Below are 17716 nucleotides of genomic sequence, written 5' to 3' on the forward strand. Positions count from 1 at the left end.
TCGGTGCCTCAGGCGGCCGCTTCCGGCAGGTTTTCTTCTACTTAGGGACTGACTACCAGCTGGCGCGCATGCGATCGCGCACCTGTTGGGAACTACGGCGGTTCGCCGCGCCAAGGCGGCACTTCAGCGAGGCATCCCGGCGGGCGTCAGCGATGGCGTCGCGCAGGGTGTCGGTGACCAGCGTCAGATCGCGGGCGTCCGGCGCGTCAGGATTGCTGATATCCAGCAGGGCGGAGAGCAGGCCGAGCGTCGCGTAGTTGCTGACGTCATAGGCCATCGGCGGAATGGTGGCCGCCAGTTTCTCCAGCGCCTCAACGCTACGTAGCGTGATACGCGCGGCGGATTCTTTGCCCATGGCGTGCACCAGTACGCCGGCGTCGTTAAAGGCGATCAGGCGATTGGCCTGGTAGCCGTGGGCCAGAAACGCCCCGGACATCGCTTTGCCGACAATCAGGCCAATCACCGGATGCCCGGCAAGACGCGCCTTCGCATACGCGCCCGCCGCGCCGGCCAGCGCCTGATGAATACCAAAGGCTTCTTCACGACGGCCGTAGGCCTGGCTGGGTACATCAATGACCGCAATAATCGGGCGCTTTACCGTTTTATCCGCATCGGCGTCGATGGTTTCGTTGACCACTTTCGCCAGCGTCCAGCCTTCAAGCAGGCCGACTTCGCCGTTGGCGGCGCGCGGGTAATGGTTGTTAGCATCCGGCACCACGGCGATAAAGCGCGCGGTTTCACCGTTAAAATCGGCGTCGGCAACCTGCACCGAGGGGCACAGACCGGTCATTAGTGGGGCGTTCGGCGCCAGCTGGTTTAGCCATAGCGCGGCGCGATGAGTGAACTGGCTCATTATTTCTCCTCCCGGGCGAATAGCCGTTTGATCTGCGCGGTGTCCGCCTGCTGGCGGGTATCGAAGTGGGTCAAACGGGTCAGGAAATCCTCATTTTTGTCGCTGCGATGCTGCGCGGGAACGCCTTTAGCAATGGCTTCGTTCATCGCGCTTTTCACCGCGTTAACGCCGTCGCCGACCAGGGCATCCACCAGGCCGCTGGCGTAGCGAATTTCGCCGCCGGTCATGCTCCAGATAAACGGACGGTCGCGGGAGTCGTACTCTTCAATCCCCGCCTCCTGTTCGATAACCTGCGGTCCGTTGAGCCCCAATCGCGCTTCGCGGGTGACAATCAGGTAACTGCACAGCGCCGCGGCGATGGACATCCCGCCGAAGCAGCCAACGGTACCGGCGACAATGCCGACCACCGGGGTATAACGGCGCAGGTCGACAATCGCGGCATGAATATCGGCGATGGCGGCAAGCCCCAGGTTGGCCTCCTGCAGGCGCACGCCGCCGGTTTCCAGGCACAGCACCGCCTGGGTAGGAATACCGTTGCGGTTATCTTCCGCCGCCAGCTCAAGGGCGGCGGCCATTTTCGCGCCGGAGACTTCGCCCATGCTGCCGCCCTGGAAGGTGCCTTCGATGGCGATAACCACCGCCGGCTGGCCGTTAATGGTGCCTTTCGCAACCACCATGCCGTCGTCAGACTGCGGGACGATGCCCTGCGCGCCCAGCCACGGCGACATGATGCCTTCGAACGGGTCCAGCAGTTCGCGATAGCTGCCGTCATCCAGCAGGAAACGGGCGCGTTCGCGGGCGCGGAGTTCAATAAAGCTGCGATCGTTACGCATGAGCCACCTCCTCAAATACCTGTTCAATGCGGATCCGCGCGACGCCGGGGGTGGCGCCAAAGTCGTGGATCACCAGATCTCCGCCGGGCAGACCGTTAATCAGGCTCAGCCGTTCGAACAGCGCGCTCCAGCGCGCCTGGCTGTTGTCCACGGAGGTGGTGATCTCCACATTGAGCGTATTGCTCTGCCCGGCGGTATAGAGCACTTCCATATCGCCGGAGCCTACTACGCCTGCCAGCGCTTTGCCGCTGAGGGCGCGGTTGGCAGGGAATGACAATTTAATCTGTTCCATAACATCCTCTGAATGCGTTAAGCGGAAACCCGGTCGAGAAACAGGGTGGCGGCAAGCAGGTCCGCCGCGCCACCCGGCGAGGCGTTCTGCGCCAGCATCTGCGCATCAAGGCGCGCCAGCGCGGCCCGACCCTGAGCGGTCGCGCATCCTCCTGCCACCAGCACCTCGCCAGCGCCTTGTTGCATTGCGATAAGGCCCGCCATTCCGGCGCGGGAGAGCACGCAGGTATCGCTAAGCGAGGTCATAATCGCCATCAGCGCGTCAAGACGGGCCTGCTCCTCGCTGGCCCCCGCGGCCCGGCTGCGCAAAAGCTGCGGCAGCGCCAGGGTGGTGATATGCGGAAAAGCGCGCTGCGCTTCTTCCCGCGCGCCCGGAACCTGCCAGCGGCGGCTGGCGCGCAGGCCTTTACTAAAGGTCTTCGGCGCGCCGGCGTCCGGCAGACGGGCGAGGGCGGCGGCGGTTTCCGTAATCTTCTGTGCATGACTTTCTCCCCCCAGCATCGCCGTCGCGCTCACCAGCAGGCCCAGCGCCCAGATAGCGCCGCGGTGGGTATTGACCCCCGAGGTCGCCTGCATCATCTGCGCTTCGCCTTCGCGGCCCAGACGGCCGACGGTTTCGCGCAGGGCGATGTCCGCTGGCCGCCGCCAGCTTTGCTGTGCCAGCGCATGAAACGTTGGCTGCAGGCTACGGGCGGAGCGCTCCATCAGCGCCAGGTTCAGGTCCTGATGCGCGCCGTTGCCGCGACTGTCGACCAGACCCGGTTTGGGGCTGAGTCGCGCTTCGGCAACCAGGCAGGCGCTGGCGGTCTGGGCCAGCCAGCGGGCGCGGGTTTCGGCAATTTGGGGAGAGAGTTTTTTCATTACCAGCTCCGGAATTTTGCCGGTGGGTTGTAAAGCCCGTCGGACCACTCAACCAGGTCGGCTACGCTGCCGGCGGCGAGCAGGGAGCGGGTGGCGTCGCTGCGGCGGATACCGATATCTTCCGGATAGACGATTTTGCCGCTTTGGCGCAGTTCGGCCACGCGTTTGGCATCCACGCCGAGGCCGATGTCGGTGATCCCCGCTACCGCTGCGACCATTGCCCGGCGCTCTTCGAGACTTTCCGCGCGGTAGAGGTAAGCGATACCTTCTTCGGTCAGCACGTGGGTGACGTCATCGCCGTAAATCATTACCGGCGCCAGCGGCATGCCGGAGGTTTTGGCCACCTCTACGGCGTCGAGTTTTTCCACGAAGGTCGGTTTCACGCCCGCCTGGAAGGTTTCCACCATTTGCACGACCAGCTTTTTACCGCGCTGCATCGGGTCCGGTTCGGTAATCATGTTGAGCCATGCCGGGGTGGCGTGGCGGCGACCGTGCGGGTCGTGGCCCATATTCGGCGCGCCGCCGAAGCCGGAAAGACGACCACGGGTGACGGTAGAGGAGTTGGCATAGCCATCCACCTGGAGGGTTGAGCCGATAAACATATCCACCGCATACTGCCCCGCCAGCTGGCAGAACGCGCGGTTGGAACGCATGGAGCCGTCGGCGCCGGTAAAGAAGATATCCGGGCGCGCGCGAATGTACTCTTCCATCCCCAGTTCGCCGCCGAAGCAGTGCACGCTCTCGACCCAACCGCTTTCAATGGCCGGAATAAGGGTCGGATGCGGGTTTAGCGTCCAGTGTTTACAGATTTTGCCCTTCAGGCCGAGCTGTTCGCCGTAGGTCGGTAGCAGCAGTTCGATGGCGGCGGTGTTAAAGCCGATCCCGTGGTTGAGGGATTGCACCTGATGCTCGGCGTAGATGCCTTTAATCGCCATCATCGCCATCAGGATATGTTCCTGCTTAATCAGGCGCGGGTCGCGAGTAAACAGCGGCTCGATAAAAAACGGTTTATCGGCGACAACGATATAGTCAATCCACGAACCGGGGATATCCACGCGTGGCAGATCGCACTCGTCATCAACCAGTTCGTTGACCTGCGCAATGACGATGCCGTCGTGGAACGCGGCGGCTTCCACCAGCGCCGGAGTGTCTTCGGTGCTCGGCCCGGTGTAGAGGTTACCCTTGCGGTCGGCTTTATAACCGGCGATCAGCGCGACGTTCGGCGACAGGTCGACGTACAGACGAGAGTAAAGCTCGATATAGGTGTGAATCGCGCCGATTTCCAGCAGGCCATCTTCCAGCAGCTGCGAAATGCGCAGACTTTGGGTGCCGGAGAAGGAAAAATCGAGCTTGCGGGCGATGCCTTTTTCGAAAAGGTCCAGGTGCTCGCTGCGCCCGACGCTCGGCATAATCATATGCAGGTCGTGAATTTTTTGCGGGTTAACCTCCGCCAGCATCCGCGAGAGGAAATCTGCCTGTTTCTGGTTGTTGCCTTCCAGTACCACCCGGTCGCCGGGGGCCAGCAGATGTTCCAGTACGGCAACCAGCTGGTCAGTGGGGATCACTTTGCCCGAGATTTTCGCCTCGGCCAGTCGCCGCTGTTTTTCCGTACGGCGACGGTTCCAGACTCGCCCCGTCGTTTGTTCGGCATTCATTATTAACCTCCTGATTCGACAAATCGTTTTGATTGCCCTGGTGTGGGAGTAAGTGTGCGTCCCGAGGTGGCGGGCATCAATTAAGGCCGATGGCGAATCGTTAGCGTAAGAGTAATGATTGGCGGGGCAGAGATGTGATGACGATCAATAATGATTGCGAATGATTGGTCTACGAGTGGGGGACGTACCGGGTTGAGGCATTGACGCGGCTTCCCGGCTCGCACTGCGTTTAGCCGGGCTACAGGTTAAAGGTCGTCTGCGGGCCGGTAGCCGGGACAGATGCGCCAGCATCGCCTCCGGGAAGTTCAGCCGCTCCGCGCTCTGCTTCCGGGGGCGGCGCAAAGCGCCTGCCCGGGCTACAGGTTAAGGGTCATCTGCGGGCCGGTAGCCCGGACAGATGCGTCAGCATCGCCTCCGGGAAGTTCAGCCGCTCCGCGCTCTGCTCCCGGGGGCGGCGCAAAGCGCCTGCCCGGGTACAGGTTAAAGGTCGTCTGCGGGCCGGTAGCCCGGACAGATGCGCCAGCATCGCCTCCGGGGGAACTGCGAGCAATCTCGTTAGTTTTTACTTAAATCACTCAGCAGGAAGGCGATGCTTTGCCCGGCCACCGTCTGTTCGAGGGCGATTTTGACAATAATCGTCAGCGGTACCGAGAGCAGCATCCCCACCGGCCCCAGCAGCCAGCCCCAGAAAATTAATGACAGGAAGACCACCAGCGTCGATAGCCCCAGCCCGCGGCCCATAATGCGCGGTTCAAGGATATTGCCGAACACCAGGTTGATCGCCAGATAGCCCGCCAGCACCACCAGCGCCTCATACAGACCGCCAAATACCAGCACCTGCAAAATCGGCGGGATGGCCGCGAGAACCGAACCGATATTGGGAATGTAGTTGAGCGCAAAAGCCAGCAGTCCCCACATAAAGGCAAAGCGGACGTCCAGCAGCACCAGCATTCCCCAGACCACCAGCCCGGTCACCAGGCTGATGGCGGTTTTGAGCACCAGATAGTGAGAGACGCTATCCAGCGCGCGCTGAATCGCGCCCATTCCCTCCACCGGCCGCGACATCAGCTGCTGCAGCTTCGCGGGAAGCTGCGGTACTTCCAGTAGCATAAACACCACCGTCAGCAGCAGCAGGAAGATAGAGGACATCGCGTTGGAAAGCTGGGTAAGCAGCCCGGTTACCAGGGTCATCACCGCGTTGGGGTCTATATATTTATTCAGCTCCACCACCGACACGGTAAAGCCGAAGCGCTGCAGCCACGGCGCGACGGTCTGCATCGGTTCATAGAGATAGTTGCGATACTGCGGCAGGGTGCGCGCAAGCTCGTTAAGCGAGGTGCCGAGCGAGGCCAGCAGCACCACGGCCAGCAGGACAATCACCCCGACCAGGAGCGAAATCGCCAGTACCCGCGGCACCCGGCAGCGCACCATCAGCTGAACCAGCGGGTTAATCACCACCGCCAGAAAGATCGCCAGCACAAAAGGCACGATAATATCCGCCGCGAAGCGGATGCCTGTAAGGATGATAACCAGCATGCCGAGCATGATGACTATTTTTAAGCCGTTAAGCGTGATGATGGGTTTGGCCATACCGCTCCCTGCGCGAGAAAAAATGGGGTCTAATAGGAGTCATTGTAGACGTTGGCAAAGTCGGCGTCTCAACGCGTCGCCTCAGTTAAAATGAAAAAAACCGACCCATTAATAAATAATGACTGGAACGATATCATAATGGCGTTTGCTATCGGAAAAAACTAATCCAAATCAAATAGCAGAGGTAAAGAACTGCAAAGTCTTTGAGTTAAATGTGGTGTTATGGTACAAATCTGCGTGTGTATAACTACAGAGGACAATTTTCATCCGCAAATGATGAGAAGCAATACCGCGGATAATTGTAATTTTATGGACAATCAGTTCAGGATGTATATTTCGCTTCACCCTGCAGTCTCCCACTCCAACTCCCGCTTCCTCGGCGAGCAGCACTGGCGCTCGGCGCTTTAGTCTTCTTCTCTCTGCCTGAGCTGGCGCGCTGCGCACGGCTAAAATAACGTCAGAATTTTTCCGGTTTACTTCGCTGTAAGCCGTAATGGATTATATTCTCAAGCAGGAGAAGGGATCATGTTTTATTGGATTTTATTAGCTTTAGCAATCGTTGCTGAAATTACCGGCACTTTGTCGATGAAATGGGCAAGCGTAAGCGGCGGCCACACTGGTTTTATTTTAATGCTGGTGATGATTGCGCTTTCCTATATTTTCCTGGCTTTCGCCGTGAAAAAAATCGCCCTCGGCGTGGCCTATGCCCTATGGGAAGGGATCGGCATTTTACTGATCACGATTTTCAGCGTTCTGCTGTTTGATGAAACGCTGTCGACGATAAAAATTGCCGGTCTGGTCACCCTGGTCGCCGGGATTGTATTGATTAAATCGGGAACGCAGAAAACGGTGAAACCGGGCAAGGAGAAAACTCATGCAACAGTTTGAGTGGGTCCATGCCGCCTGGCTGGCGCTGGCTATCGCGCTGGAAATTATGGCCAACGTTTTTCTTAAGTTTTCCGACGGTTTTCGACGTAAGTTCTATGGCCTTATGTCGCTGGCGGCGGTTCTTGGCGCCTTCAGCGCGCTTTCGCAGGCGGTCAAAGGGATTGACCTGTCGGTGGCCTATGCGCTGTGGGGCGGTTTCGGCATCGCGGCGACCATTGCCGCCGGCTGGGTGCTGTTTGGCCAGCGTCTGAATCATAAAGGCTGGGCCGGCCTGCTCCTGCTGGTGGTCGGCATGGTGTTAATTAAACTCGCCTGATATGATGCCGCCTGTGGATGCGGGCGGCAAATTCTGCTCTCTGTATTACTCTTAAAAAAGAGCCAGTTCGGCGTATTTCGCTACCGGCCGACATGAGGGCAGAACATGATCCATTTGCCAGGCTGGCGCAATATTCCCTCCGCCAGAACGCTTTCCATCATGATTGTCCTCGCCGGGATTGGCTTAATCGTGTCCATTATTTCGCTCCTCTACCTCAGCCAGCACCTGATCGGCCTGAAAGCAAACGAAATTGATAAGCATCGTTCCGTGTTATCGGTGGATGGCGCGGTGCAAACCTCGGTGAATCGCGTGCTGTCGCTGGTAATGGATAACGCTATCTGGGACGATGCGGTGCATCAGACCTATACCGACCGGCTCGATCCGCAATGGCTCTATAACTCCTGGGGTTCCGGCTTTAAGATCAATAACCTTTATGACGGCACTTTCGTGCTCGACCAGCACTATCGCGTGCTGTGGGGATCGTTTCGCAGTGAGAGCTTTACCGAACAGGATACCCAATTTCTCGGCAACGGTTTTCATTCGCTCATCTCGCAGCATGCCGCCGCCCTGCGCAGCGGCAAAAGCGCTTATGCCGGCATCACCCGAACCCGCGCCGGTATCGCCTTTATTGCCATTGGCCTGATTCGCCCGACGACAGGACGGCTGCAGGTTTATGATGATACGCGTCGCTATCTGGTGATCACCCGTCATATTAACCCGCAAATGCTTGAGCGGCTGGGCGATACGTTTCAGATCCGCAACCTCCACGTCACGCCAGGCGGCGGCGAATACAGTATCCCGCTCCGCACCCAGTCCGGGGAAATCGTTGGCTATCTGAGCTGGCAGCCGGGACTTCCCGGCGCTGAAGCCGCGCGGGCGGCATCAAACAATATTCGGCTGATCGCCGTCGTGGCAGCGGGGCTGATCCTGCTGTTTATTCTCTTCAGCTGCCTCGGGCTTTACAAGCTGGCGCGCGGCGAAAAGCTGGCGCGCAATATTGCCATGACCGACTGGCTGAGCCGCTTGCCAAACCGGCGGGCGCTGATCGAACGTCTTAATCAGGTATGCGAAAACGCGCAGTACCAGACGCAAAGCGTGGTGTTTATCGATCTCGACGGCTTTAAGGATGTTAACGACAACTACGGCCACGATGTAGGCGATGCGTTGATTATTCATATTGCTAAAGAGCTTCGGCAGCGCGTGCCTCCCGAAGGGATGCTGGCGCGAATGGGCGGCGACGAGTTTGCGATGACCGTAAGCGGCGAACAGGCGATAAATCAGGCGTTGGCCTTTGCCTGGGCGGTGCTGGAACTGTTAAAAGCCCCCGTTATCCTCAACGAACGAAAAATTTATATCAGCGCCAGCATCGGCATCGCCAGCGGCGTCCCGGCAAGCTGTTCCAGCACCGAGCTTTTTCGCCGCGCCGATATTGCCATGTACCACTCGAAAAAAACCGGTAAAGGGCGCACCACCTGGTATGACGAAGCGCTCAGCGACGCGCGGCAGTATCAGCTGAATATCGAAAACGGCATCCGCCAGGGGCTGGAGAACGAAGAGTTTGATGTCTGGTACCAGCCGATCGTCAACGCCGATACGCTGGTTATGGAGGGCGTGGAAGCGCTGCTGCGCTGGCCGCGACGTCCGCAGGGGGCGCTGCCGCCGGACACGTTTATCGGTATTGCCGAAAGTAGCGGTTTGATCTACGCGCTTGGTCAGTTTGTTCTGCAACGCGCCTGTAGCGAGCTGCAGCCTTTAGACGATTTGCTGCTGTCGGTGAATATCTCTCCGGCGCAGTTCCGCGACCCGGAGTTTGAGTCGCGGGTGGTGCAGGTGCTGGGCCGCTGCCATTTCCCGGCCCGTCGGTTACAGCTTGAGGTTACGGAGAGCTACGTTCTGGAGAATCCCGAGCGTGCGCGGGCGGCGATTGAAAATTTAAGGTCGCTGGGGATCGCGGTGGCGCTCGATGATTTTGGCACCGGCTACTCCAGCATCGGCTATTTACGCAGCTTTAGCTTCGACAGTCTCAAAATCGATAAATCACTGGCCGGGCTGGTGGATGTGGATACCCAGGCGGCGGAGCTGGTGCGCGGTACCGTGCGCATTGCCGGGGCGTTGGGGATTACGGTTGTGGCGGAAGGCGTTGAAAATCAGCAACAGCTGGCGCTGCTGCGACGGGCGGGATGCGACAAATTGCAGGGCTTCTTCTTCAGCGAGCCGATGCCCGTCGCATCGTTATTGCAGCTGCGCCAGCAGCAAGGCTGACCGCTTACTGGGCGGCCAGCGCCTCAAGCTTATCGCGAAAGCCGGTCACCGAGATGGCGCGGTTGTCCGCCCGCCAGCGATCTTTTGCCCCCGGCGCCGAACTCTGTACCGCGATCACCTGCCAGCCGTCGTCGGTTTTCAGCAGCAGCGGCGAGCCGCTATCGCCGGGTAGCGTATCGCATTGATGGGAGAGCACCGATGTTTGCGCCCAGCCGGTGACCACGCAATCTTCGTGGGTGTAGAGATTATCCAGATGATCTTCCGGATAGCCTGACTGAGTCACTTTTCGTTCTGCGGTCTTGAGCGCCGCGGTCAGATCGGCTTTGCTGCCGCTAAAAATCGGCACCGGCGTAATACCGGAAGGGGCGTAGCGCAGCACGATCAGGCCAAAATCCCACGGCGCCGCGGCGCTGGGAACTATCCAGCCATCGCCGTCGGCCTTAAGCCGTTTGCCCAGCGAAGGGTCCACGCGGCCTTCAATACCGTGAATTTCGTACACCCAGCCACCTTTGCGCGAGATAAAGCGCAGCGCGACGGGTTTATCCGGCTTGCCTTTGGGCGGCGTCAGCAGGCAGTGACCGGCGGTGAGCGCCAGGTTGGGGGCGATCAGCGTCGCGGTACAGAGATTACCGCTGGCGGTTTCCAGTTGCCCAATCGCATCCCAGGGATCGTCCGTGGGGTTGCTGACCGGTTTTCGGTCGTCATGACCAAAAAACAGCGTCTTAATATCTTTTGCACTCATGCCATCATCATCGGCCTGGACCAGCGCTGGAAACAGGGAAATGGAACACAGTAATAACAGGACGTCTCTACGCATATCACTCTCTGGGGAGATAATTATGTCTATTGAAAGTAGCAGCAGATTTAAGTTTATGAAAGTTAAGAATAATTTTAATTAAGCCAGACGGCGGGCGGAATCAGCTAAAATCGCCAGTCGCTTACGGATGAATGGTGTGAATTCAATATGTTAACACCATTTTCCTGCGGCGTTATTTCCGCAGAAAAGGGCAACGGAAGCAACAGAAATCGTGTATCCGAACGTACAACCGGCGGGTAGCGATAAAATGATTCCCGCTTCAGCTTTTTCTCAAGTCCCTAATGACTAAACAGCGCCAATATTGCGGGAAAAAAGAGATTTCTTTGCAGGATAAACGGACTTCTTTACCTGTTTATCAATTACTTTCAAAGCGAAACATTTTCTCACCGTAAACGTTGTTATTGCTACCACCTTGTTGAGCAAACAGAGATGTTATCCCGGCGATGATATCTGCAATATCAAACACCCGATATACGGGAGGATTTATGTCTAAGCAAGGTATTCGCGCATTAGTTTACGTTTCGCTGGTGTCAGCAATGATTTGGGGCGCCACGGGCTATCTGCTGGTGACGGCGGTTCACGTACTGTAATCCGGGGCCGCGCCCTGGCGGATAACGTCAGCGGAGAGCGGACCGGGAATATGCTGGTTTAAAAAACGCTGCAATAGGGCGATCGGCTGCGGGCTGAGCGTATTTTTCGGCCAGACAAAATAGTAGCCTTCGCCGGTGGCTATCGTGGTAGAGAAGGGCAAGGCCAGCAGTCCCGCGCGGATCGCGGGCAGATTAGGCAATCCCAAAGATATTCTCTTTTTTGCCGTTTTTTTCCGCAGTTTATTCATCTCACCAACAGTTTCGGCTGCAGTCTGGGGGTATTGACGGCGGTGTGGGTGCCGATCGATCTGAGCGTGCTTTCGCTTTACATTCTGGCGGTTCGTCGTTGGTTAACGGCGCGTTGCGCCAAACGCTTGACGAGGGTCTCGGCGCTTTTTCTGCTACTTCTGGCGATCTATGGGTTGGGATATAACGTGTGGCAGCTACATCTTTAGTAAAGGAAAAAACGGCTGGCGACCAGCGCGCAGATAATCAGCAAGATCAGGATGAGCTCAAAACGATAGCGCCGCAGCATGGTGCTCTCCAGAAAAAAACGGCGCTGAAGACAGCGCCGATATCGTATCACACAACTTAACCCGGGAGATTAAGCAGCCGGTTGTGCAGCTGGTTTAGCGGTATGATGTTTAGTGGTTTTGTGGTGTTTTTTAGCTGCCTGCGCTTTCTGAGCTACAGGTTTAGCAGCGGCTTTTTTGTGTTTCTTAGCGGCCTGGGCTTTCTGGGCGGCAGCCGGTTTAGCTTCCGCTTTTTTGTGCTTTTTAGCGGCCTGGGCTTTCTGGGTTACAGCAGGTTTAGCTGCGGCTTTTTTGTGCTTTTTAGCCGCCTGCGCTTTCTGCTCAGCAGCCGGTTTGGCAGCGGCGGTATGGTGTTTCTTATGGTGGGTCGCTTTAGCGGTGGTGCTGTGAGTTGCAGCAGCCGGCGCCGGAGTTGTGGTGGTGGCAGCATCGGCAGCGAAAGCAACAGAAGACAGACCCATAGCAGCGGCAACGACCAGAGCTAATACTTTTTTCATTCTGATATCCTCGAAAAGGTTTCTTGTTTCAACCCCACTGCGGGGCCGTTGAAAGAACTATATGCTTGTCTTATCGAGGTTTCCGTGAGTGTTTGGTATCGGCGTGTAACCGTATGTACAACGTGCTGCGACCAAGGTGGAACACGGCGTCGGGAGCGGGGCCCGACGCCGGTGATTTACAGATAACGCGAGGTAAGGTGCTGGCGGAAATAGGCGCTGTTAAGGTCTTCTCCGGTAGCATGCTGAATCAGCTGCGAGGTGGTAAAACGGCTACCGTGCTGCCAGATATTTTGCCGCAGCCAGTCAAACAGGGCGCTGAAGTTACCGTTGGCGATATCGCTTTCCAGCTGCGGTAGCGCCCGTCTGGCGGAAGCCATCAGCTGAGCGGCGTACATCGCGCCAAGCGTATAGGAAGGGAAATAGCCAAAACCGCCGTCGGTCCAGTGGATATCCTGCATACAGCCGTCGCGGTAGTTGCCGGTGGTGGAAAGTCCCAGCCAGTGCTGCATTTTTTCGTCCCACAGTGCCGGAATATCATCGACCTCGATGTCGCCATCAATCAGCGCGCGTTCAATTTCATAGCGCAGAATGACGTGTGCCGGATAGCTCACCTCATCCGCGTCGACGCGGATAAAGCCCGGCTTGACGCGCTGATTCCAGGCGATGAAGTTTTCGCGGCTAAAGGCCGGCTGTTCGCCAAAGTACTGGCGTACCGTTGGCAGCAGGCGCTGCAGAAAGGCGTCGCTGCGGCCAAGCTGCATCTCGAAAAACAGGCTTTGCGACTCATGGATCGCCGTAGAACGGGCGAGGGCGATGGGCTGATCGAGCCAGTTACGCGGCAGATTTTGTTCATAGCGCGCGTGGCCGGTTTCGTGAATCACGCCAAACAGCGCGCTGAGCAGGTCGTTTTCGTTGTAGCGCGTGGTGATACGCACATCCTCGGGGACGCCGCCGCAGAACGGGTGGGCGCTGATATCCAGGCGTCCGCCGTCAAAATCAAATCCCAGCACGCGCATCGCTTCCAGTCCCAGCTCGCGCTGGTCGGTAATCGGAAACGGCCCCTGAGGTTCGATGAGCGGCGTCTGTGCCTGCTTCTCAACCGCTTTTTCCAGCAGCGAAGGAAGCCAGGATTTCAGGTCCGCGAACAGCACGTCCAGACGGGCGCTGGTCATATCCGGTTCAAAAATATCCAGCAGAGCGTCATAGCGGGAGCCGCCTTTCGCCGCCGCGCGAATCTGCGCCTCCTCGCGGCTCAGTTTGACGACTTCACGCAGGTTCTCGGCAAAACCCTGCCAGTCGTTCGCCGGACGCTGGCTGCGCCAGGCGTGCTCGCAGCGGCTACCCGCCAGCGATTTCGCTTCCACCAGGCTTTCCGGCAGCAGCGCCGCCTGTTGGTACTGGCGAGTCATTTCGCGCAGGTTTGCCTGTTCCACATCATTTAGCTCTTCCTGAAGCGCGTTCTGTAGCCATTCACCCACTTTCTTGTCGGTGAGGATCTGATGCTGCAAAACGCCGAGCTCGGCGAGCGCTGCGCCGCGGGCCGCGCTGCCGCCGGGCGGCATCATGGCGAACATATCCCAGCCGGCGATGGCCGAGAGATGCGAGAAGCGGGAGAGTCGCTGAAAGGTGCGGGTAAGCTGATGATAATTTTTGTTTTCGGTCATGTTTACACTCTGACGGTGGCAAGTGAACAAAAGAGGTTTTCGTTGGCCTCTACACTATCGTGATACGCCGATGGGGTCGAGGGATGCGGGGCGTTCCGCCACAAATCTCCTGAGGCAATCGGACATCGCCGCCCGCATCGGCTCGCCGGCCATTAGCATAATGTAGGGATTAATCGATTGCGTATTTTATGTTTGGCTCGAAATAATCCGGATGTGCGTAAAGTAACAGACGCTTTCTCTGAACCGCGGCTAAACTTAATGCAGGCACAGCCCGCCTATGCGAGGTGAATTATGAATCCGTTTACCTGGCTGTTTATTGCTCTGCTTTCTATCGATGCCGTTAGAGAGGTGTTAGGAATGTCGTCGGTACTGGGGATGTGGTGAATAGCGTGGCCCGCGACAGGCCACGTTAACCCGCGTTATTTCAGCCGTTTATGCAAACACGCGCCGGTGAGCAGCGCCGCCAGCAGCATCAGCGCGATAAACCCGCCGACGCCGTTCCAACCGTAGTGATGCCAGAACACGCCGCCTAACGTCCCCGCCATGCTGGAACCCAGATAGTAGCTAAACAAATAGAGCGATGACGCCTGACCGCGGGCGCGACGGGCGCGCGGGCCGATCCAACTGCTGGCTACCGAGTGTGCCGCGAAGAAGCCCGCGGAGAACAGCAGCATGCCGATAAAAATTAGCCATAGCGACGAGAACAGGGTCAGCAGCAGGCCGCCGAGCATTACCGCCGTGGAGAACAGCAGTACCGGGCCGCGACCGTAGCGAACGGTCATCGCCCCGGCTTTCGGCGAACTCCAGGTTCCGGTCAAATAGGCCACCGACAGCAGGCCAACCACCGCCTGGCTGAGCGACCACGGTGAGAGCATCAGACGATAGCCGATATAGTTAAACAGCGTTACGAATGCCCCCATTAATAAGAAACCTTCAAGAAACAGCAGTGGCAGTCCGCGATCGCGCCAGTGCAGGCGGAAGTTGATCAGCAGCGATTTTGGCCGCAGCGACGTTGGACGGAAGTGGCGCGACGCCGGCAGGATGCGCCAGAACATCAGCGCGGCTGCGAGGGCGAAGCCGCTAATGACCGCCAGCGCGATACGCCAGCCGAAGAAATCGGTGAATACCCCGGTCAGCAGACGGCCGCTCATGCCGCCAATCGAGTTTCCGCTGATATACAGCCCCATTGAGAACGCCACGACGCTGGGGTGGATCTCTTCGCTCAGATAGGTCATGCCGACCGCCGCCACGCCGCTCAACGACAGGCCGATCAGGGCGCGCATAATCAGGATCCCATGCCAGCTGGACATCATCGTCGACAGCAGGGAGCAGCAGGAAGCCAGCACCAGCGCGGTCACCATCACCTGTTTGCGGCCGATGGCGTCGGATAGCGGACCGGTAAACAGCAGGCCGACCGCCAGCATCGCCGTGGAAATCGACAGCGAGATACTGCTGCTGGCCGGCGAGACGCCGAATTCGCTGGAGAGCACCGGCAGAATCGGCTGAACACAATAGAGCAGCGCAAAGGTCGCCAGTCCGGCGGAAAAGAGGGCGAGGGTGACGCGAATAAATTGCGGGGTACCGCGTTTGATAAACTGGTTTGGCTGAGGAGCGATAATGTCGCTGACGTCGTTTGCCGGGACGGTGTCAGCGGTAGTTGTACGACTCACGGAAAAATCCTTGGTGATAAACAGAGAGTTGAGCGACCGCAATGGCCACTTATTCAGAGTAGGAAAATGTAAATATTCTGTCTAATATATTAATAATCTCAAATAAGACGTTTTAGATATGAATATTGAACTACGTCATCTGCGCTATTTTATTGCCGTGGCGGAAGAGCTCCATTTTGGCCACGCGGCGGCGCGGTTAAATATCTCTCAGCCGCCGCTTAGCCAGCAGATTCAAATCCTTGAGCAGCAAATTGGCGCACGTCTGTTTGCCCGGACGAACCGCAGCGTCAGCCTGACGGAAGCCGGGAGGCAGTTTCTCGCCGATAGCCGGCAGATCCTCTCCCAGGTGGACGATGCCGCCGCGCGGGCAGCCCGTCTTCATCACGGCGAAACCGGCGAACTGCGCATTGGTTTTACCTCCTCGGCCCCCTTTATTAAGGCGGTATCGGACACGCTATCGACCTTCCGACGCCGCTATCCCGATGTGCATATTCAGACGCGGGAAACCAACACGCGCGAGCAGATTGTGCCGCTGAACGAGGGGGCGCTGGATCTGGGGCTGATGCGTAATACCCAACTGCCGGAAACCCTGGTCTGGGAAAGAGTGCTGCGCGAACCGCTGCTGGCGATGGTGCCGCGCGATCATCCGCTGGCGAGCCAGCCGCGCGTCAGCCTGCGGGAACTGGCGCGGGAGCCGTTTGTGTTTTTCGATCCCCATGTCGGTACCGGGCTGTATGACGATATTCTCGGCCTGCTGCGCCGCTACGATCTGACGCCAACGATCGCCCAGGAAGTGGGGGAAGCGATGACGATTATCGGCCTGGTTGCCGCCGGGCTTGGGGTGTCGATTTTGCCGGCGTCGTTCAGACGGGTTCAGCTATCGGAAATGTGCTGGCTGCCCATCGAAGAGCAGGATGCGGTATCGGAAATGTGGCTGGTGTGGTCGAAACATCGTGAACAGGGGCAGGCGGCCCGGCGTTTTCGCGAATCGCTGCTTGCCAGCGCCACGTGAGTTATTTAGGACAAATAACGGCTAAAAATGTGCGGTAAATCACAAGGCTAAGCAAAAATTTGACGATTACCGTTGAAGTGCTTCACCATAGCCGTCAGTTTATTTCGAAGCGCGAAAATAAAGGGAGTCAACGGTGGTAGCGGACAGTCAGCCAGGCCATATCGATCAAATTAAGCAGACCAACGCGGGCGCGGTTTATCGCCTCATTGATCAGCTTGGCCCGGTGTCGCGCATCGACCTCTCGCGCTTCGCGCAGCTGGCGCCTGCCAGCATCACCAAGATCGTCCGTGAAATGCTGGAAGCGCATCTGGTCCAGGAGACGGAAATCCAGGAGCCGGGTAGCCGGGGAAGGCCTGCCGTTGGCCTAATGGTGGAAACAGAAGCCTGGCACTATCTCTCTATCCGCATCAGCCGCGGCGAGCTCCACCTCGCGCTGCGGGATTTAAGCAGCGCGCTGGTGGTGGAAGAGCAGCTTGAACTGGCGTTACAGCACGTTCAGCCTTTTGCGACCCGGCTACTCGATCATGTTGACCAGTTCTTTATTCGTCACCAAAAGAAGCTGGAGCGATTAACCGCCATCGCCGTCACCATGCCGGGGATCATCGACACCGAGCACGGTATCATCCACCGGATGCCTTTTTATGAAGACGTTAAGGATATGCCGCTGGGCGAGATCTTAGCCAACCATACCGGCGTATCGGTCTATATTCAGCACGATATCAGCGCCTGGACCATGGCCGAATCGCTGTTTGGCGCCTCGAGAGGCGCGCGGGATGTCATTCAGGTGGTGATAGACCATAACGTCGGCGCGGGGGTGATCACCGACGGCCGTCTATTGCACGCGGGCAGCAGTAGCCTGGTCGAGATCGGCCACACCCAGGTCGACCCGTATGGGAAACGCTGCTATTGCGGCAACCATGGCTGTCTGGAAACGATCGCCAGCGTGGAGAGCGTGCTGGAGCTGGCGCAGATCCGCATGGCGAAGTCGATGAGCTCGATGCTGCACCAGCAGCCGCTGAGCGTTGAATGGCTATGTCAGGCCGCGCTGCAGGGGGATTTGCTGGCGCGGGACATTATCAGCGGCGTCGGGAACCACGTCGGGCGGATTCTGGCGATTATGGTTAACCTTTTTAACCCGCAAAAAATTCTTATCGGCTCCCCCTTCAACCTGGCCGCGGATATTCTGTTTCCGGCAATATCTGATTGTATTCGACAACAATCGTTACCGGCCTATAGCCGACATATTGCCGTGGAAAGCACCCAGTTTTCTAACCGGGGAACGATGGCTGGCGCGGCCCTGGTTAAGGATGCCCTCTATAACGGATCGTTGCTGATACGACTGTTACAGGGTTAACATTTTTTCATATTCACACCAAAAATTGCG

At 57.9% G+C, this 17716-nt stretch carries 17 protein-coding genes; 6 read left to right on the forward strand and 11 right to left on the reverse strand.

Annotated elements, in window-relative coordinates; genetic code table 11:
* Nucleotides 1–52: 52 nt before the first annotated feature.
* From mdcE to ACE3MN_RS12010, 6 genes are all read right to left on the reverse strand, one after another.
* Nucleotides 53–853, reverse strand: coding sequence for a biotin-independent malonate decarboxylase subunit gamma (gene mdcE, locus ACE3MN_RS11985; protein ID WP_049086383.1), 801 nt, complete (start codon nucleotides 851–853; stop codon nucleotides 53–55).
* Nucleotides 853–1686: a biotin-independent malonate decarboxylase subunit beta gene (locus ACE3MN_RS11990; RefSeq protein ID WP_102649678.1), complete on the reverse strand. Its 834-nt coding sequence runs from the start codon at nucleotides 1684–1686 to the stop codon at nucleotides 853–855. Before ACE3MN_RS11990 ends, mdcE begins: the two co-directional genes overlap by 1 nt.
* Nucleotides 1679–1978, reverse strand: coding sequence for a malonate decarboxylase acyl carrier protein (mdcC, locus tag ACE3MN_RS11995; RefSeq protein WP_004135606.1), 300 nt, complete (start codon nucleotides 1976–1978; stop codon nucleotides 1679–1681). The genes ACE3MN_RS11990 and mdcC overlap by 8 nt, the downstream gene beginning before the upstream one ends.
* Before the next feature lie 17 nt (nucleotides 1979–1995).
* Nucleotides 1996–2838 carry a triphosphoribosyl-dephospho-CoA synthase gene (locus ACE3MN_RS12000; RefSeq protein WP_064342759.1) on the reverse strand — a complete coding sequence of 281 codons (843 nt, stop codon included), beginning with the start codon at nucleotides 2836–2838 and terminating at the stop codon, nucleotides 1996–1998.
* Nucleotides 2838–4493, reverse strand: a complete 1656-nt coding sequence (mdcA, locus tag ACE3MN_RS12005) for a malonate decarboxylase subunit alpha (RefSeq protein ID WP_064342758.1) — start codon at nucleotides 4491–4493, stop codon at nucleotides 2838–2840. Before mdcA ends, ACE3MN_RS12000 begins: the two co-directional genes overlap by 1 nt.
* Before the next feature lie 555 nt (nucleotides 4494–5048).
* Nucleotides 5049–6083 carry an AI-2E family transporter gene (locus ACE3MN_RS12010; protein WP_004135610.1) on the reverse strand — a complete coding sequence of 345 codons (1035 nt, stop codon included), beginning with the start codon at nucleotides 6081–6083 and terminating at the stop codon, nucleotides 5049–5051.
* Nucleotides 6084–6608: 525 nt separating this feature from the next.
* Here ACE3MN_RS12010 and mdtJ point away from each other — a divergent pair.
* The 3 genes from mdtJ (at nucleotide 6609) to ACE3MN_RS12025 (ending at nucleotide 9549) form a co-directional block, all read left to right on the forward strand.
* Entirely contained in the window at nucleotides 6609–6971 is a 363-nt protein-coding gene (mdtJ, locus tag ACE3MN_RS12015) for a multidrug/spermidine efflux SMR transporter subunit MdtJ (protein ID WP_004135616.1), read from the forward strand.
* A complete protein-coding gene (gene mdtI, locus ACE3MN_RS12020) occupies nucleotides 6958–7287 on the forward strand; it encodes a multidrug/spermidine efflux SMR transporter subunit MdtI (protein ID WP_004119685.1) in 330 nt (109 codons plus the stop codon). The genes mdtJ and mdtI overlap by 14 nt, the downstream gene beginning before the upstream one ends.
* A gap of 105 nt (nucleotides 7288–7392) precedes the next feature.
* Entirely contained in the window at nucleotides 7393–9549 is a 2157-nt protein-coding gene (locus tag ACE3MN_RS12025; RefSeq protein ID WP_102649753.1) for a bifunctional diguanylate cyclase/phosphodiesterase, read from the forward strand.
* 4 nt (nucleotides 9550–9553) lie between these two features.
* On the opposite strand, the gene ACE3MN_RS12030 is transcribed toward ACE3MN_RS12025, so the two are convergent.
* From ACE3MN_RS12030 to ACE3MN_RS12045, 4 genes are all read right to left on the reverse strand, one after another.
* On the reverse strand, nucleotides 9554–10366 hold the full coding sequence (locus tag ACE3MN_RS12030; RefSeq protein ID WP_004135618.1) for a trypsin-like serine peptidase: 813 nt from the start codon (nucleotides 10364–10366) through the stop codon (nucleotides 9554–9556).
* 577 nt (nucleotides 10367–10943) lie between these two features.
* Nucleotides 10944–11162 (reverse strand): hypothetical protein, encoded by a 219-nt coding sequence (locus tag ACE3MN_RS12035; RefSeq protein ID WP_004135619.1) that lies wholly within the window; start codon nucleotides 11160–11162, stop codon nucleotides 10944–10946.
* A 398-nt stretch (nucleotides 11163–11560) separates the two neighbouring features.
* Nucleotides 11561–11986 carry an acid resistance repetitive basic protein Asr gene (gene asr / locus ACE3MN_RS12040; protein WP_004135622.1) on the reverse strand — a complete coding sequence of 142 codons (426 nt, stop codon included), beginning with the start codon at nucleotides 11984–11986 and terminating at the stop codon, nucleotides 11561–11563.
* 176 nt (nucleotides 11987–12162) lie between these two features.
* The gene (locus ACE3MN_RS12045) at nucleotides 12163–13650 is read right to left on the reverse strand and encodes a carboxypeptidase M32 (RefSeq protein ID WP_004135623.1); all 1488 of its coding nucleotides are present in this window, start codon (nucleotides 13648–13650) and stop codon (nucleotides 12163–12165) included.
* Between the two features lie 291 nt (nucleotides 13651–13941).
* Here ACE3MN_RS12045 and ACE3MN_RS12050 point away from each other — a divergent pair, with 291 nt between their 5' ends.
* Nucleotides 13942–14034, forward strand: coding sequence for a KPN_01571 family protein (locus tag ACE3MN_RS12050; protein WP_004119695.1), 93 nt, complete (start codon nucleotides 13942–13944; stop codon nucleotides 14032–14034).
* A gap of 35 nt (nucleotides 14035–14069) precedes the next feature.
* Here ACE3MN_RS12050 and ACE3MN_RS12055 read toward each other — a convergent pair whose 3' ends face one another.
* Nucleotides 14070–15320 (reverse strand): MFS transporter, encoded by a 1251-nt coding sequence (locus ACE3MN_RS12055; RefSeq protein WP_004135626.1) that lies wholly within the window; start codon nucleotides 15318–15320, stop codon nucleotides 14070–14072.
* 118 nt (nucleotides 15321–15438) lie between these two features.
* On the opposite strand from ACE3MN_RS12055, the gene ACE3MN_RS12060 reads away from it, so the two are divergent.
* Entirely contained in the window at nucleotides 15439–16332 is an 894-nt protein-coding gene (locus ACE3MN_RS12060; protein WP_004135628.1) for a LysR family transcriptional regulator, read from the forward strand.
* A 133-nt stretch (nucleotides 16333–16465) separates the two neighbouring features.
* Complete coding sequence (gene mlc / locus ACE3MN_RS12065) at nucleotides 16466–17686, forward strand: sugar metabolism global transcriptional regulator Mlc (RefSeq protein ID WP_004135633.1); 1221 nt, start codon at nucleotides 16466–16468, stop codon at nucleotides 17684–17686.
* The last annotated feature ends 30 nt before the right edge of the window (nucleotides 17687–17716 follow it).

This window comes from Klebsiella grimontii (assembly GCF_042137965.1).
Lineage (GTDB): Bacteria > Pseudomonadota > Gammaproteobacteria > Enterobacterales > Enterobacteriaceae > Klebsiella > Klebsiella grimontii.

Excerpts from the sequence above, each read along its gene's own strand:
- ACE3MN_RS12000 (WP_064342759.1), bottom strand. The coding sequence starts at position 2,838 with ATGAAAAAACTCTCTCCCCAAATTGCCGAAACCCGCGCCCGCTGGCTG.
- ACE3MN_RS12045 (WP_004135623.1), bottom strand. The coding sequence starts at position 13,650 with ATGACCGAAAACAAAAATTATCATCAGCTTACCCGCACCTTTCAGCGA.
- mdcE (WP_049086383.1), bottom strand. The coding sequence starts at position 853 with ATGAGCCAGTTCACTCATCGCGCCGCGCTATGGCTAAACCAGCTGGCG.
- ACE3MN_RS12060 (WP_004135628.1), top strand. The coding sequence starts at position 15,439 with ATGAATATTGAACTACGTCATCTGCGCTATTTTATTGCCGTGGCGGAA.
- ACE3MN_RS12025 (WP_102649753.1), top strand. The coding sequence starts at position 7,393 with ATGATCCATTTGCCAGGCTGGCGCAATATTCCCTCCGCCAGAACGCTT.
- mdcC (WP_004135606.1), bottom strand. The coding sequence starts at position 1,978 with ATGGAACAGATTAAATTGTCATTCCCTGCCAACCGCGCCCTCAGCGGC.
- ACE3MN_RS12010 (WP_004135610.1), bottom strand. The coding sequence starts at position 6,083 with ATGGCCAAACCCATCATCACGCTTAACGGCTTAAAAATAGTCATCATG.
- ACE3MN_RS12030 (WP_004135618.1), bottom strand. The coding sequence starts at position 10,366 with ATGCGTAGAGACGTCCTGTTATTACTGTGTTCCATTTCCCTGTTTCCA.
- ACE3MN_RS12050 (WP_004119695.1), top strand. The coding sequence starts at position 13,942 with ATGAATCCGTTTACCTGGCTGTTTATTGCTCTGCTTTCTATCGATGCC.
- mdcA (WP_064342758.1), bottom strand. The coding sequence starts at position 4,493 with ATGAATGCCGAACAAACGACGGGGCGAGTCTGGAACCGTCGCCGTACG.
- ACE3MN_RS11990 (WP_102649678.1), bottom strand. The coding sequence starts at position 1,686 with ATGCGTAACGATCGCAGCTTTATTGAACTCCGCGCCCGCGAACGCGCC.
- asr (WP_004135622.1), bottom strand. The coding sequence starts at position 11,986 with ATGAAAAAAGTATTAGCTCTGGTCGTTGCCGCTGCTATGGGTCTGTCT.
- mdtJ (WP_004135616.1), top strand. The coding sequence starts at position 6,609 with ATGTTTTATTGGATTTTATTAGCTTTAGCAATCGTTGCTGAAATTACC.
- mdtI (WP_004119685.1), top strand. The coding sequence starts at position 6,958 with ATGCAACAGTTTGAGTGGGTCCATGCCGCCTGGCTGGCGCTGGCTATC.